Source organism: Leptolyngbya sp. CALU 1928 (genome assembly GCF_056784215.1).
Map to the genome: position 1 here is coordinate 636,975 of NZ_JBXBCE010000001.1, position 16,550 is coordinate 653,524.

Sequence of the window (16,550 nt, forward strand, 5' to 3'; positions counted from 1 at the left end):
AGCCTATCATTTCCCGGTGCCTATCTATCATTGCTCTCAGCCGAACAGCCCGCTTCTACAGAAAACGTGATATTTGCGCCATCTTTTTCACAGCTTTCTCATGATTTCTGGCAAAAGATTGGCTGGAATGTTGGAAAGCGCCAGAGTTTGACCCTGGATACCAAATTCACTATGGAAAGCGCGGGTCGTTTGGGTGATGTAGTCTAAGGTTGTCTGATAAAAATCGGAGTGGGGTTCCCACCCTTGGAGCGCTCGCACATGTTGATTTAGAGCGGACTCTAACAAGGTTTGGCGCTGAGGTAGGGTGAGGCTATTATGTCGATCGCCCGCAAGCTGAAAATAAGACAAGCCCAAGTTGTTAAACGTGGCGCAGATATCAAAAGTGAGGGCAGGGCGCTGTTCAGTTGGGGCGGAGAGTGATTCTACCGCCGCGATCGCAGCTTCATAAGCTTTAATCGCTTGCTGTAACTGTTGCCCGCGATCGCTCTGGGCAGTTGTTTTCAAGTTTGCCAGGTTCCAATAAGCAGTACCCAAATTATTTTGGGTTGCCGCAAAAGACGCAGGTACAGTGTCCACCGTGCGGTAGTTAAGGGCAGTGTGATAAGCGGCGATCGCCAGTTGCAACAGTCGAGTTGGAGACACCGTAGAATGAGCCAGATTTGGATTTGGGTTAGGTTTAAGATGCTGCGCTAGATTCCAGTAAGCAGTGCCCAAATTATTTTGAATCATGGCATAGTGCATCGGCTCAGAGTTTGGGCTGTAATACTGGAGGGCAGCGTGATAGGCGGCGATCGCCTGATTGAGTCGAACGATGGGCTGTTGATGCTGAGCTAGATTCCAACAGGCAGTGCCTAAGTTGTTCTGAGTGGCGGCGTTGCGTGCCGTGTCCTCTTGTGGATCGCCATAGCGCAAAGCCGATTCGTAGGCTTCAACCGATTTCAGTAAATTATTGGCTGGGTCTTGATGGTGAGCCAAATCTCCGTAAGCCGATCCCAAATTGTTTTGGATCATGGCGTAGGTGTGAGGATTGGCTTGAGGCGGGGTTTTATCCAACGCCAAGGTATAAATGTGAATCGCTTTTTGCAAGCTGCTAAGCGGTTGTTGCGGATCGGCTGTCACCCCGCTGTGAGACTGCATCCAATACAGATTGCCTAAATCATTTGCCCCATCCACCCATTGCCGGGTGTCATCTTGCAGCCATTCCAGAGTCTCTTCATGAACCGCGATCGCAATATCTAGGGTTTCGGGTGATGGATTGCCCCGCTCCAATCGATTTTGATAGAGCCGACCCAACTCGCGATAGGCTGCTGCGATCGTTTTTTGAGCGGCTCGTTGCACCAATAGCTGATCGATTTGCTGCAAGCTTCTCAGGGCTATTTGATGTTCGGCTAGGGTCGGTTCTTTGGCAATTGCGGCGAGAATTTGCTGAGTCAGGCGAGATGTAGAAGCGAAAGAAGAGGTGACTTGTGAGTTTTGTAAGGTATTTGAACTAACTGCATCAACGATCGCTTCCGTAATGGTGTGTTTTGCTCCGTTGCGCTGCGGGTTGCCTGCGTCTAACTGGGCTAAATCATAGGTCAGCATATCCCAAATGGATTCTTCGACTGGGGCAACTTCTAGGAAAGATTCAGGCAAAGGCTCAGGGTGATAAACGGGAATGGCGGGGGCGGGGATAGAAGATTGGGCAGGGCTGGAATGATCGGTGTAGCGAGTTGCTGGCAATATTTGAAGCGGGGCGATCGCAGACTCTAGGGGGCGATCGCTGCTTAGCCGGGATTGACTGAGGCTTCGCAGCGGGGCGGGATCACCCTCAAACTCAAATAATGCCGTGTGCCAATCCCAAAAAGCTGGAGCCGATTGTTGCAGCGATCGCAGCCAAGGACGCGGCAACCACAACACGATCGTGCCGTCGATTCCTGGCAAATAATATTCAATCGCTTGAAGATGGGTCAAAAATCGTTTTTGCACAGGAGCGGGCTGGCGGGTGAGATGCTCGACCCCAAGAATCTGAAAGCCCGGAGAGTGGCTCGTATCGGACGAATGATCATGCTGCGATAACCACTGAGCCACTTGAGCCATCGGGTTAGGATCACTCAGATTCAAATTCAAACTCACAAAGCGCGGAGAGCAAAGCGCCGTCTGCAACTGGGCAACCAGATAACTGCGTAGCTCTAGATCATCGCAGACTGCTAAAAAGATTTGACGACGCAAATTAAGTTGCAGCGACGTTTTCAGCCGCGAATACAGCTTCTGGTTTGCTCCAGAAATAGAATAAGCGGCAGCATTCATCACAATGGCAGGCGTAGGGCAGTCGGCAAATGTCATGGTTAAAAAAATCAATGCCAGAGCCTTTGGATCAAGAGGCTCTGGCGGCATTTAGGACATATCACTCTCTTTCAGAGTTTTTTGGTCTTCTCAGGAAAGTGGGCAGAAAATTGTGGCGTTATTTAAGAAAAAAGGAAGTCGCATAAAATCAACACAACAGCATCTTGCAAAGATCGTTAGAATGAAGAACTGAGATTCAAACGAATTTGCATTAAACAAATTAATAGTTTGAACTCGCTTTCCTTTCAGCGTCTTCACCTATGCCACTCCCTATTGTTGCCATTATTGGTCGCCCAAATGTGGGCAAGTCTACTGTTGTCAATCGGTTGGCGGGGGTGCAAGAAGCGATCGTCTATGACGAACCCGGCGTAACGCGCGATCGCACCTACAAGCCCGCCTATTGGCGCGATCGTGAATTTATGGTAGTCGATACGGGCGGCTTAGTATTTGACGACGACACAGAATTTTTACCCCTGATCCGCGAACAAGCATTGACCGCATTAGCCGAGGCGAGCGCGGCGATCTTCATTGTGGATGGTATGACTGGACCAACCGGTGGCGATCTAGAAATTGCTGACTGGCTACGACAACAGCCTGTACCCGTGTTGGTGGCAGTGAACAAGTGCGAATCAGTTGATCATGGCATCATGCAGGCAATGGAGTTTTGGGAATTGGGCTTGGGTGAACCCTACCCGGTTTCTGGCATTCATGGCAGCGGCACCGGGGATCTGTTGGATGAATTGCTGAAGCATTTGCCGCCCCAGGATGAAATCGTTGAAAATGACGAAATCAAAGTGGCGATCGCAGGAAGACCGAACGTCGGCAAATCGAGCCTCTTGAATGCGTTTGTTGGCTCAAATCGTGCCATTGTTAGCCCCATTTCGGGCACCACTCGCGACGCGATCGATACCCTGATCGAGCGGGATGGCAAAACCTATCGCTTGATTGACACTGCTGGCATTCGCAAAAAAAAGAGTGTGGAATACGGTCCCGAATTTTTTGGCATCAACCGCGCCTTTAAGGCGATCGCCCGTGCCGATGTGGTTTTGTTTGTCCTAGATGCGATCGATGGCGTGACCGAGCAAGATCAAAAACTGGCAGGACGCATTGAAGAAGAAGGGCGCTCCTGTGTGCTAATTGTCAACAAATGGGATGCCATTGAAAAAGATAATGAAACAATTTATGAGTACGAACGTGACATTCGCAATCGGCTGCACTTTGTAGATTGGGCAGAGATGATTTTCATTAGTGCAAAAACGGGACAACGGGTCGAAAAGATTTTGGATCTTGTGAACGTTGGCGCTGAGCAGCATCGTCGTCGCGTGACAACCTCCGTGATTAACGAAGTGCTGGAAGATGCCGCTAGTTGGCATACGCCGCCCACCACCCGTGGAGGTCGCCAAGGCAAGATTTACTACGGCACTCAGGTTAGCACTCAACCGCCCTCGATCGCATTATTTGTCAATGATCCTGACCTATTTAGCGATGGCTATCGACGCTATATTGAGCGCCAGTTTCGTCAATCTCTTGGATTTACAGGAACGCCGCTGCGGCTATTTTGGCGGGGCAAAAAGCTTCGCGATCTAGAAAAGACTGAACGAACTGTGAACCGAGCCACACGAGTGAAAACAAAGTAGCGTATGGATTTGCTGCGATCGCTCCCATTGGGGCTTTTTTTAGAACAACCCACCACCTGGCTGCATCGCCTTGATCCTCGGATCAAACTAGCATGGCTATTAACTTTCCTGCTAGCGCCAATCCTAGCAACTCCACTCTGGCGGCTTCTGTTGGTGGCATTGCTGCTGTTATTAACTCTTTCCGCCCAAATCCCGCTGCGAGTTTGGCGGCAACAGCTTGGTTGGCTAACGTTCGTTTGTGTCCTCACTTTTGTGCTGACAACGCTGCTTCCTGACGGGTTAAATGCCAGTCACCAGCCCCGACTGCCTGAAAATGAACTTGCGTTTTCTCAACAAACAACACTGCCACCCCCCCAAGAATCCCAATCCTGGAATCCATTCACTTGGACGAAAGCTCCAGAGAATCCTATAGAACTACCGCCAGAGATCGCATTATCACAGCCCACTGATTATCGCTATGTGCTGCTGAAGGTGGGTTCGTTGACCGTCACCCGTCGATCGCTGGATCTTGCCATTCGAGTTAGCACCTTACTATTCACGCTGCTTTATAGTACAAACCTGTTTTTGCTAACGACCGCACCCGAAGCCGTGACTGCTGCGATCGAAAATTGGCTGAGTCCACTACGCCGCTTCAAAGTACCCGTCACGGAAATTGCCCTAACGCTGACTCTTTCTTTGAGGTTTATTCCACTCGTGCTAGAAGAATTTCAAAATCTGGTGCGATCGGTCAGCACCCGCGCCATTAACTGGAAAAAGCTGGGGCTACGTCGCACCCTTCAGATTTGGCTGCTCGTGGCGGAGCGATTGCTAGAGAACCTGTTGCTTAGGGCAGAGCAAATCTCCAGCGCGATGACCGTTCGCGGGTTTACCACACCAAATCAGCACCACGTTCCATGGCACCAATTTCGCCTGAGAATTCTAGATTGGGTGGCGATCGCGGCTATCATTCTATTCTGGGGAGTTCGCATCTTCTGGAATGTCGGTCTTTAATGGATTGATTTATCGTTCCAGTCCCATCGTTGGATCGATTACCTCATAAGAAAATAGGGTAATCGATAGGCGTAGAACCAAAACCATGTACTATCGAGAGCGTTTATCCAAAGCAAGTTTCAATGAGCGACGAAAATTACTTAAATCATCCAAACTTTGGCTTGCTTTTTAGAATGTGTCTAGTTGATGCAAACCGTGAGTTATTCACAACGCTTTACGCCCAGAGGTTGTTTTTCCTAGTGTCCACGGGCGAAAGCGGCTTAGAGTTTGAGCCTGTTGGTCGAGCTGATGCCCGATTAGCGATTGAAAATCGTATTCGGCAATTGCGACGTTTAGGCTCTTCACCCGAACACACTGAACTCCTCAAACTCTACAAACAAACCTTTCAATGACGATTCAATTAGTCGGTACAATTTCCGAGCGCATTGCTGCCATTCAAGCGTCCCTGCCGCCCTCCGTTCGGTTAATCGCAGTCACCAAACGGGTGCCGATAGAAGCAATGCGAGAGGCTTATGCAGCGGGAGTTCGAGATTTTGGGGAAAGTAAAGTTCAAGAAGCTGAAAGTAAGCAAAGAGAATTAGTCGATCTGCCCGACATCGTTTGGCACTTGATTGGACATTTGCAAATGAATAAAGCCCAGAAAGCCTTGCAATGTTTTCAATGGATTCAGTCGGTTGATAGCTTGAAACTGGCTCTGCGGCTTGATCGTCTAGCCGCCCAACTCACCCAAAAGCCTCAGATTTGCTTGCAGATAAAACTGTTGCCAGACCCTAACAAATACGGCTGGGCACCATCGGAGCTATTAACTGATCTCACCGAACTAGAGCAGTGTCAGCATCTTCACATCAAAGGATTGATGACCATTCCGCCAATGGGCTTGAGTGATACAGAAGTGCTTAAATTATTTGAACAAAATCGTCAGCTTTCCAGCACAATTCAAGCACAAAACTGGCAGCGAGTTCAGTTAAGGGAACTTTCCATGGGGATGTCAGGAGATTTTCCTCTAGCCATTCAAGCAGGAGCGACGATGATTCGCTTGGGACGGGTTTTGTTTGCCGATTCGTGAAACGTTAGCGAAGCTTTCCGCAGGACTCCCTACAGGAATCGTCAATCTTAAGCGTTAGTCGAATGTATAAAAATTGACAGAAAAAACTAAAGAGTTAATGGTAGTAAACACAGACTACTAGGGATAGCGTCAAACTCTTTAAAGCGTTTGTTTGCTTTAGCTTCTAGCATTGCTTTTAGAGTTTCATAGTTCAACCAAGAAAGTAGAAATAAATTAGCAAAAAGGTTTAATTTACTAACATCAACGAGTTCTTCTGTTTTCTAGGAAGGATCATTAGTGCTGAGGTTTTGGATTCTGTTGGGTGATAAGGCTGTTAAATTGAGCAAAATCAGGCTTTTTGAAACTTTCTTTCTTCATCTTCAACAGAAAAATTAAAAATCTTAACAAAAGATCCACTTTCCCCAAGTAAGAGTATACTAACCTATCAATTAAGCAAAAATGGGTAGGAGCATTGAATTGATTGACCTACCGCGTCAACCAATGCCATCATCTAAAAGTTTTTAATTAGCGCGTAACCTGAAAGGCAGTTTTTATTGTGCTTTGACAGATTGAAACTGCTGATTATCAGAGTGCATCGGTGAGTATTGGAAAATGTGTGTGAATAATTAACTGATCGTGATGGAGCGTAAACAGTGAGCAACAATATTTTTGGTAAGCTACGAGATTTTGTTGGTTTTAATGAGCCAGCGGAATATGAATATGAGTATGACGAAATGGACGGGGAAGACTATCAAGGTCTTTATCAACAAGATCAAGATCAACAACCTTCTCTTGAAGAGCCTCGCGCTCGCCGGAGTCGTTTTCGCGATCGCCCGATGATGACTGAAACAACTACTGTGGGAGCACCAACCATGAATGCAGCCTCAATGAGCAACGTAATTGGTATGCCGGGAGCCGTCAATGGCATTTCTGAAGTAGTGGTGATGGAGCCGCGCTCTTTTGAAGAAATGCCCCAAGTGATTCAGGCTCTGCGGGAACGCAAGTCTGTTGTGCTAAATCTAACGATTATGGACCCTGATCAGGCTCAGCGAGCAGTTGACTTTGTGGCAGGTGGCACCTACGCGATCGATGGTCACCAAGAGCGAATTGGCGAAAGCATCTTCTTGTTCACGCCTAGCTGTGTTCAAGTCAGCACGCAAAATAACGTGGTTCACGAAGTCCCACAGCCTCAAGTTCGCATTCCCCGTGCAACGAACCCCGCTGCAACATGGGGTGGTGAGCAAGTCCGCATGGCACAGTAACATAAGCTGTTAAAAATTAATCATTAGTCGTTGTCGCTTGCTGATTGTAGATTAACGATTGATGATTCATTTTTGCGCTTCTTGATTTGAAGAGCGCGGTCAAACAGCTCAGGAGATGAAATGTCGATTCAACTTGGCATGATCGGTGGCGGGATGATGGGAGAAGCTCTCATTTCCCGCCTTGTTGTTCAAGACGTGTATGCGGCTGAGCAAATTTTAGTGAGCGATCCGCAAGCAGAACGCCGGAAGTTTTTGAGCGATCGCTACGGCGTTCAAACGACTGCTCAAAATTTAGAAGTTGCCCAGGCAGAGGTGCTGCTGTTGGCAATTAAGCCGCAGGTATTTGATCGAGTTGCGGCTGAGCTTGCAGAGGATAAAACCCCATTGCTGGCACTGATCTTATCGATTCTGGCAGGCACACCCTTAGAAAAATTAGAACGGGCTTTTCCTGGAAAAGCGGTGATCAGAGCGATGCCCAATACTCCTGCAACCGTTGGCGCAGGAATCACTGCGATCGCGCCGGGTCTGCTTGCTCAACCCCATCACTTAGAAGCAGCAACGCACATTTTTGCAGCGGTTGGAGAAGTGGTAGAAGTGGCAGAGTCCTATATGGATGCCATTACAGGTTTATCTGGCTCTGGTCCAGGGTATGTCGCCCTGATGATCGAAGCCTTGGCGGATGGCGGGGTCGCAGTAGGATTGCCGAGAGCGATCGCTACAAAACTTGCCGTTCAAACCGTTAAAGGCTCCGCCCAACTGCTGCAAAACACTGGAATGCACCCGGCTCAACTAAAAGATCAGGTGACTAGCCCCGGCGGCACTACTATTGCTGGTATTGCTCATTTAGAGCGTGCTGGAGTTCGCTCTGCTTTGATTGAGTCTGTTCGCGCTGCCTACGTGCGATCGCAGGAATTAGGCAAGTCATAAGTCTTTTAGGGTTGCTGAATTAAACATACTAAAAAGGGACAGGAGTTACTAAGTAGCCCCTGTCCCTTTTTTCAGAGAACTTTAAGCAGAAGTGAAGGAGATTTGGAAGAAACCGCTGCCTCCCACCTTACCTAGAGAATCTACAATCGTGAATTGGAAGCCATCGCTGGAACCAACCCCAGAATAGCTGTAGAGGACAACGCCATCCGTAATATCCTTCTGGCTAAAGGTTTGTCCTGTAGTCAAAGGTTGACCAGCGCGACTTAATGATCCCGCACTGGGTAGCGATCCTAATCTAAAGAGTACTTCAGCCGGTAGGTTATCACTATCCGTTGCCCGTAAGATGCTGCTGCTAATCTGACGAGTTGCCGGAGTTCCCGCAGTTAGCGTTAATGGAAGATTAGTCACTATAACCGGCGCATCATTTACAGGGGCAACTGCGATATTGATAATGCCAGGAATCGGCGCAGATAAACCATCTCCTACCACAAAGGTAAAGGCATCTGCCGGCTGTTCGCTACCGTTATGCTGGTAGCTAATTAAGCCGTTATTAATATCTTGCTGGGTAAAGATAGCGCCAGTTCCAAGACTTAGGCTTCCTCTGAGTAACGCTCCGAAGATTGGCTGACCTTGTAGGGTATAGCGCACTTCAGACGGCAGATTATCCGGATCAGTGGTGAACAGCACGTTTCGCAGATTGCGAGAGGTGCCCTCATTCAGAGACACTGAACCAGTCGAAACCAGCGTGGGCGCATCATTAATCGCAGTGACAGCAATATTGAACGATCCCAATACCGTACTGTTGCCATCTGTCACCGAGAAGTTGAATCCATCCGTAGGCGACTCAGCACCATTATTCTGATAAATCAGCAGACCATTGTTGATATCTTCCTGGGTAAAGGTTTGACCTTGGCTCAACGGCGTGCCGCCGAACTGTAGTTCTCCTGCATTCAGGTCACTCTCTAAGGTGTAAACGAGTTCAGCAGGATCAGGGTTATCCACATCTGTGAACGACAGGAGAGTATCCAAAATTGCGCTACTCGCCCCTTCAGAGAGAGCCAGCCCCGTATTGACCAATGCCCTCGGTGGATCATTAAACGGCAGAATCGCAATATTGAAGGTCTCTGGTGTTGCTGGCAAGAGCGTTCCACCATCCGAAATTTGGAAGGTGAAGCTATCTGAGGTTGCCTCGCTGCCGTCTTGGGCATATCTCAGGCGGTTGCTGTCAATATCTGCCTGAGTGAATCGGCTACCTGCCGTCAGCGTGGTAAATCCGGCTCCATTAGAGATACGTAACTGTCCGGCGGTTGGTGTTCCAGCAACCACGTAACTAATCTGAGCCGCAGTGTTGTCTACATCCGTTGATCGAAGCAAACTGTTGCTGATGATGACATTCGTTGGAGTTCCGCTACTTTCACCAACGGTTAAGGTGTTGACGGATAGCAAAACCGGATCATCATTCACCGAAGTCACATTGATTGTGACAGTGCCGATCGCCGGAACTATTGAACCAGAACCCGTTGCTCCTAGATCACTGATGTTAATAGTTAGCCGATCGGTGCCAGAGAAGTTGGCATTGGGTTGGTAGCTGACGTTGGCAAAGGCACTCACAAAGTCGGCGATCGCCCCTGTAAAGGTAACGAAACGACCGCCATTCGAGCCACCTGTCACATTCAGCCCAGCAGCTTGTGGCAACGTAATCGTCCCTTGCTGTACCGAGAGTATGACCCGGACAGGACTGCTACCCGAATCAATATCGGTAAACTGAATCGCATTCGCTCCACTAAACACCAGTGGCGTTAGCGGATCTTCCTGAATGGTCTGGGTTCCAGGCAAGGTCAATGTTGGCGCATCATTCACCGGAGTGACGATGATAGTGAATAGTTGCGGAGCCGAAGTGTCCTGTCCACTGCCAGGGGTAAGCCCACCGTCATCAGTTAACTGAACCGTCACTACCGCTGTGCCGTTGGCATTCGGCGCAGCGGTATAAGTTAGCGTCCCCGTTGGGCTAATGGTGGGTGCCACTGAGAACAGCGATGGATTATCGTTCGCAACCAAGAAGCTCACCGTCTGCGAACTGCCTTCACCCGCACCGGCGGTAATGTTAGAGGCAAAACCAGGCACCGTTCTGATTCCGCTATCTTCAGCAGATGTCGTTTGAGTGGAGCCTTGAGTAAAGGAAGGTGCATCATTGACGGGCAGCACATTAATCGTGAAGACATAAGGCGCTGCTGCATTCACCCCGCCATTCGCGGTGCCGCCGTTATCTCGCAACGTTGCCGTGATTACCGCAGAACCAAAGGCATTAGGAGCAGTTTGGAAGGTAAGCAATCCAGTCGTTGCATCGATCGTAGGTCTTGCATTAGACAGGAACAGGTTTGGATTGCTGTTTACAATGCCAAAGCTGAGGGTTTGAGCCGCTTCGTTAGTTGGTCCAACGGACAGATCAGTGGCGATTTGAATGCTCTGAGCCACATCATCCTCAAGCACGTCAAACTGGGTCAATGGCGAGGGAGTGAAGGTGGGGGCATCGTTCACCGATTGCACCACAATCGTAAACAGTTGTGCCGCAGAAGTGTCTACTCCACCATTATCAGTCCCCCCATCATCTTGCAGACTCACCGTGACAACTGCTGTTCCAAACGCATCCGGTGCCGCCGTATAGGTGAGAGTGCCCGTTGTTGGGTCAATCGCAGGAGCGACACTAAACAAGGAGTCGTTATTGGTACTAACCAGGAAGTTCGCCGTTTGAGTACTTTCATTTGCCAACGTTGTGGTCGGACCAGAGCGAATGTTGGTTGCCCAGCCACTGACCGTGACAGCAGCGGCATCCTCGTTAATAGTCTGATTGCCTCCCTTTGTGAAAGAGGGCGCGTCATTCACAGGGTCAATGGTGATAGTCAGAACAACCGGGTCAGAGGTGTTGATGCCACCATTAAGAATGCCACCGTTGTCTCTGAGAACCACAGTCACGTTTGCCACCCCATTTGCATCGGCGCGCGGCGTATAGGTGAGCGCGCCCGTTAAGGCGTTGATCGCTGGAGGCGTTTGGAACAAGCTAGGGTTATCGTTGCCTGTGACTAGGAAAGACAATGACTGCGATTCATTCGGCGCACCGGATGAAATACCCGTTGCCCAACCCGGAACAGTCACTTGAGGCGCTGCTGTGGTTGATGAGCCAGATTCATTAATTGTGAAGCTGGTGGCAATGGGTGTAAAGGTTGGCTTGTCGTTAATGGCAGTGACGTTCAGGCTAATGAATTTCGTTACGGATAACGATCCAGATAGCCCGGTGGCGCCTTGGTCGTCCACTGTCACCGTGATGCGATCGCTGCCAAAGTAATTGGGGTTACCTTGATACACCAGCCCCGCGAGTGCCGCTTGGGCATCCGCCAATAAGCCGGTAAAGGTTAGAGAACTGCTGCCATTGGTTGTGTCATTGATAAAGCTGAGCGAGCCATTGTCAATGACGGTCAACGTCCCATTGGGAGCAGTCAGGGTTATCTGAATCGGGCTATCTCCAGAGTCCACATCATTCAAGGTCAGGTTCAGTGCGGTCGTTGGGAGATCCTCGCCCACTGTAATGGTTGCAGTTGGCACCGTTAGCGTAGGCGCATCATTGACCGCAATCACGTTCATGGTGACGATCTGAGTGGTGGGCGTTGTGCCGTCTGTCACATTGATAGTGATTTGCTCAGTTCCGTTAAAGTCTTGCGTTCCTTTGTATTTCAGACCGCTTAGGGCACCTGAGATTGCACTAGGAATGCCGCTAAAGGAAATAGAACCTGTACCATTTCCTGTTAAACCGCTTAATCCAATGGTGGAACCCAATACTAAGGTGCCGCCAAACTCGCTAGTGAGGGTTACTGTTAGCGGCGTGGAATCTGGGTCGGTGGCGTTGATGCGATTGATGCCGGAGAACGTGAATTGAGTATCTTCATTCACATTTAAGAGTGCGGCAGTGGGTATGGTGATTGTGGGCGCATCATTAACGGGATTGATCGTGAGGCTAAACGTGGATAGAGGCAAGGTGCCGGTTGAGCCATCGGATGCAGTGAATGTAAAGCGATCGCTGGTTCCCTCACTGCCGTTATTCACATAGGTCAGCAGCGTGGCGCTAATATCTGCTTGGGTGAAGGTTTGCCCAGAAGAAAGCGTGGTGCCATCCCTCAGAAGAGAACCACGGGTTGGCGCAGCACTAAGGGTATAGATTGGGCTAAGCGCCGGACCATCGGGATCGGTGATGAGAAGCTCTGTATCACTAATGATCAGCGTGTTCTCTTCATCAACTACTGATCCGGTGTTCAATACGATTTTGGGTCTATCGTTTACTGGAGTGACGGAGATATTGAAAGTTTGAACGCCTGCCGCCGCACCAGCCGTATCCGTTACGTCAAACACAAAGTTGTCAGTTGTCGTTTCACTACCGTTGTGTTTGTAGGAGATGAGACTGCCGTCGATGTCTGCTTGAGTAAAGGAACTAACAGCAACACCTGCTTTCAGGAGGGTGCCATTAGCCGGAGCGGAAGAGACGTTGAAGGTTAGCTGCGAAGATACATTATCCGGATCGGTTGCGCTGAGAATGGATTTAGTCAGGAGAACCACGCCTTCTTCTAGAAGCGTAACGCCGAAGTTGGTGGCAATGGTGGGCGCATCATTGCTAGGGGTGATGTTGATGCTAAAGGTGGTTAAACCAATTAACCCAGGTGCGCCTAAGCCAGAGGTTGCTCCATCGGAAGCGGTGAAAGTAAAGCGATCGCTCGTAAACTCGCCGCCATTGTGGACATAAAAGACCTGACCACTATTCAACTCTGTTTGGGTAAAGGTTCCTCCAGCCGACAGTGTCGTGTTGCGACTGAGTAGAACACCCCGCTGAGGTTCATTTCCTAGCGTGTAAGTCGTTTCTCCCGGTCCATCATTGTCTGTAATCAGCAAGTTGCCGCTATTGAGCGCAGTAGTAGCGCCTTCGTCCACCGTCAGACTGACGTTATTCGATAGCCCAGGAGCATCGTTGACGGAAACAACATTGATGTTGAATGTCGCCGGATCTCCAAGCGTACCCGACTGGTCTGTAATGGTGAATGAGAAGCTATCCGATGAAGCCTCTGAGCCATTCTGTTGATACCTCACCAGCCCACTATTAATATCCGCCTGAGTAAAGCTGGTGACTGCCGTTCCATTGAGCGAGATACCCCCACCCAATGGTGCGGTCGCAACCGCATAGGTAATCTGAGAAGCTAGACCATCCGGATCAGTTGCATTAAGCAGCGAACTGGAGAAGCTAACACTTCCCCCTTCTGTTACGGTAGCCTGCGGGTTAGTCGTGAGTAAGATGGGCAGATCGTTGACCGGAAGAACACTGATGCTAAAGGTTTTGGGTGCCAGCAGAGTGGTATTACCCGACTCATCGGTAAAGGTAAACGTGAAGGCATCTCTGGTCGTTTCACTGCCGTTTTGTTGGTAAGTAACCAGACCATTGTTGATGTCGTCTTGCGTGAAGATGCCACCCACGGAAATAGGGGAACCGGCTACGGCTAGCTGCCCGTTTAGTGGAGCAAGAGCGCCGACGGTATATCGAATGAAGGGTGGAGCGCTGTCAGAGTCGCTAATATTTAGCTCAACATTGGATAGGGTAAAACTACTGCCTTCACTGAGGGTCAAACTTGGGTTGGTTGTTAATAAAACAGGAGGTCTTTTTACTCCCAGCACAAAGATATCAAAGGTCGATGGGGCGGTCGTGTTGACACCATCCGAAACGGTGAAAGTAAAGCTATCGCTGTTGGTAGAAGTCCCGTTATGCACGTAGGAGACACGACCGGCATTCAAATCGGCTTGGGTGAAGGTATTCGCCACAGTAGAGTTGAGAAAGAGCGTCCCTTGAGCCGGTGAGCCTGTGACTGAGAATGTAATAAAATCTTGAGCCGCCGCAGATAAAAGCTCAGCATCGGTTGCTCTCAAAAGAGAATTAGTAATGACCCTGGTTGAGCCAGTGCTGACCGTCGTTCCTGCATTAGTGACTAGTACTGGCGCATCGTTTTCCTGCAACACTGAGATGCTGAACGTGCGCTGGGCTGGCACCAAGAACCCACCCGCACCATCGGTTACGGTAAAGGTAAATCGGTCACTACCCGGTATATCGGCTCCGTTTGTGTCGTAAGTTTCACTGCCATTCTGTTGGTATCTCAGATTACCGCCATCAATGTCTGCTTGGGTAAAAGTATTGCCCAATGTCAGCGGCTGCGCTCCACCTAAAACATTCAGCAGCAATGTACCCCTCGTAGGCGAACTGTTTAAGCTATAGACAATTTGAGATGCCCCTTGCTCCACATCGGTAACGGACAGACTGCTGCTGCTAATGGTAGTTGTCGATCCTTCTGCAACCGTGACGGGCGCAAGAGAAACCAAAACAGGCAAGTCATTAACTGGAATGGTACTAATGCTAAAGGTCGTGTCGGGAATTGAGCCACCCTGACCATCAGATACGCTGAAGATAAACCGATCGGTTAGATTAACTTGTTCGCTACCGTTTTGCTGATAGACGAGCCTTCCCTGATTAATATCTTGCTGAGTGAAAATATCACCCGTGCTGATTGCGGCTCCATTACGCAGCAGACTGCCATTGGCAATGTTAGGTGCGACGGCTAGTTGATAAGTTAATTGTGTGGGTGAATTATTTGCATCTGTGACCAAGAGCAAGTTACTGCTAATCGTTCGTAATGATGACTCGTTAATCGTGAGTGGACCGCTAGAAACCAACACAGGCGCGCTATTTGCCTGCAAGCTTAGCTCGTAAGAGCTAGCCGCACCCGTCGCACCCGCAAAGACTCGAACATAGTAAGTCCCGCTAGCAAGATTCAGGTTTGTCAGGCTTTCGGGTGTTATGGATCCGTTACTTGAAGAGGCAACCACTCCTCCACTACTGTTCAAAATTTGTACGTTTAAGTCACCGGTTAGGGGAGCACCCCCTACGCCATTTAGGTTCAAGCCAACCAGCGATCGCGCATTCAGTGAGAATCTATAGTAATCATTCGGATCACTGGCTGTAATAGAATCACGGTAAATTCCGCTGGCATTTAAGGTGCCTATATTGAGGGATGCCGCCAAGGTGTTTCCGGCTGCATCTTGCTGGACGACGGGCAGCGATCGCGTCCGAGGTGCAGCGGGTTGCCAATTCGCGCCATTAACTGTAGTAATTGGAACCACTGCCGTGCGGGTTGTGCCGTCCATTAGCCAAACTTGGTTTGCCCCTGTAGAGAAGTTGCGGAAGAGAATATCATTCCGTCCATCCCCATTAAAATCTCCAACAACTTGAGGAGTAAAAGCAGGTGAAGCAAGCAAACTAGTGGAGGAAGCCAAGGTTGTTCCATTCAAGAACCAAACTAAATTGGCACGCGTAGTAGAGTTATGCCACAGCAAGTCAGGAGAGTTATCATTATTGAAATCACCAACTCCCTCAACGCGCCAACCCGCACCAGGCAAAGATCCTATAGTTACAGTGCTGGCTATAGAAGAGGTTGAATTTAATAACCAAGCGCTAACCGTACCAGTCGCAATATTTTGAAAAATAAGATCTGGAACAGTATCACCATTCAGATTGGCAACTCCAGCAATAACCACCCCGGCATTGGGTTCACGAGGTAGGGTAAAAGAGCCAGTTCGCTGACCGCTAGCATTGAGCAGCCAACCCGTATTAGTGCCTATGGGAGCAGCGGTGGTGCCATAGTAGCGAAAAACAAGATCACCAATTCCATCATTGTTGAAATCACCTGAGCCTGAGATTTGCCAGCCAGTATCTGGAATGCTTTCAATGACAGTATTAGCAGCCAAGGTTGTGCCAGCCAGTGTCCAGAGGCGATTTACGCCATTAGCATAATCACGCCAAACCAAATCAGTCCGAACGCCTGTATCGCTTCGCACATTAAGCGTGTAGTTTGTGCTAGGAGTAGTGTTGGGAGGGTCAGCAGGATCAGTTGGAGCACCCGGAAGCACTCGAATGAAATAGTCCCCTGGAGGAAGAACGGTGTTGATTGTTTCAATCAACGATCCTTGATTAAGGGACTGAAGTAGAACACCACCAACGGAGACCACCGCGTCACTGGCATCAACAATGGCAACATCTGCATTGGCGCTTAAACCTGTCAGGGCTAGGTTAAAGCTGCTATTTTTATTTAGCGTAAATTTGTAATAGTCCACATCGCCGAACTCTACGGAGTCGGTAAATGTTTTTGTATTTGTACCTAAGGAAATCGGAAGAGCGGTACTTAGGGTATTTCCAATACTGTCAGGCATCGCGGCTATCACCCCATCAAATGGCATTGCTATGATGCCCTATGAGTTGATCTTGGCATACACACGTTACACAAC

8 protein-coding genes are annotated in these 16,550 nt (G+C 49.3%); 6 read left to right on the plus strand and 2 right to left on the minus strand.

The window, feature by feature from the left end:
- Positions 1 to 87: 87 nt before the first annotated feature.
- Complete coding sequence (locus tag AC1S5B_RS02865) at positions 88 to 2,376, minus strand: tetratricopeptide repeat protein (protein ID WP_482034213.1); 2,289 nt, start codon at positions 2,374 to 2,376, stop codon at positions 88 to 90.
- A gap of 209 nt (positions 2,377 to 2,585) precedes the next feature.
- Between AC1S5B_RS02865 and der the strand changes: the two genes are divergently transcribed.
- The 6 genes from der (at position 2,586) to proC (ending at position 8,186) form a co-directional block, all read left to right on the plus strand.
- A complete protein-coding gene (gene der / locus AC1S5B_RS02870) occupies positions 2,586 to 3,962 on the plus strand; it encodes a ribosome biogenesis GTPase Der (protein ID WP_482034214.1) in 1,377 nt (458 codons plus the stop codon).
- A 3-nt stretch (positions 3,963 to 3,965) separates the two neighbouring features.
- Entirely contained in the window at positions 3,966 to 4,952 is a 987-nt protein-coding gene (locus tag AC1S5B_RS02875) for an energy-coupling factor transporter transmembrane component T family protein (RefSeq protein ID WP_482034215.1), read from the plus strand.
- A gap of 122 nt (positions 4,953 to 5,074) precedes the next feature.
- Complete coding sequence (gene pipX / locus AC1S5B_RS02880) at positions 5,075 to 5,344, plus strand: transcriptional coactivator PipX (RefSeq protein WP_482034216.1); 270 nt, start codon at positions 5,075 to 5,077, stop codon at positions 5,342 to 5,344.
- Positions 5,341 to 6,018, plus strand: coding sequence for a YggS family pyridoxal phosphate-dependent enzyme (locus AC1S5B_RS02885; protein ID WP_482034217.1), 678 nt, complete (start codon positions 5,341 to 5,343; stop codon positions 6,016 to 6,018). The genes pipX and AC1S5B_RS02885 overlap by 4 nt, the downstream gene beginning before the upstream one ends.
- Before the next feature lie 632 nt (positions 6,019 to 6,650).
- Positions 6,651 to 7,259: a cell division protein SepF gene (locus AC1S5B_RS02890; RefSeq protein WP_482034218.1), complete on the plus strand. Its 609-nt coding sequence runs from the start codon at positions 6,651 to 6,653 to the stop codon at positions 7,257 to 7,259.
- Between the two features lie 120 nt (positions 7,260 to 7,379).
- A complete protein-coding gene (gene proC / locus AC1S5B_RS02895) occupies positions 7,380 to 8,186 on the plus strand; it encodes a pyrroline-5-carboxylate reductase (RefSeq protein WP_482034219.1) in 807 nt (268 codons plus the stop codon).
- An 81-nt stretch (positions 8,187 to 8,267) separates the two neighbouring features.
- Here proC and AC1S5B_RS02900 read toward each other — a convergent pair whose 3' ends face one another.
- Positions 8,268 to 16,502, minus strand: a complete 8,235-nt coding sequence (locus AC1S5B_RS02900; protein WP_482034220.1) for a cadherin-like domain-containing protein — start codon at positions 16,500 to 16,502, stop codon at positions 8,268 to 8,270.
- Positions 16,503 to 16,550 lie beyond the last annotated feature (48 nt).